General features: G+C 63.4%; 1 pseudogene. It reads right to left on the reverse strand.

The annotated features are described in order from the left end of the window. A pseudogene (locus ACVA6Q_RS24940) lies at positions 1–158 on the reverse strand (protease); the annotation flags it as partial. Between the last annotated feature and the right edge of the window lie 77 nt (positions 159–235).

A 235-nucleotide genomic window follows, 5' to 3' on the forward strand; every position in this document is an offset into this window, starting at 1 on the left:
GAGTACGTCTGCGCGCCCTCGAAGTCGTGCACGGCGGTGGCAACGGAGTCGCCAGCCTTCTTGTCCGGGCAGACCGCATGCACCGTGTGGCCGACCATCTGCAGGGCCTGGAAGGGCACCATCACCTCGTAGTCTTCGACATAGTCGCCCACCAGCATCAGAATCTTCTTCGCCACGGTTGTCTCCTGTATGGTTGCGGTCTGCCCATTGTGGTGACGCGCCGCCTGCCGTGGGT

This window comes from Vibrio sp. DNB22_10_4 (genome assembly GCF_052879755.1).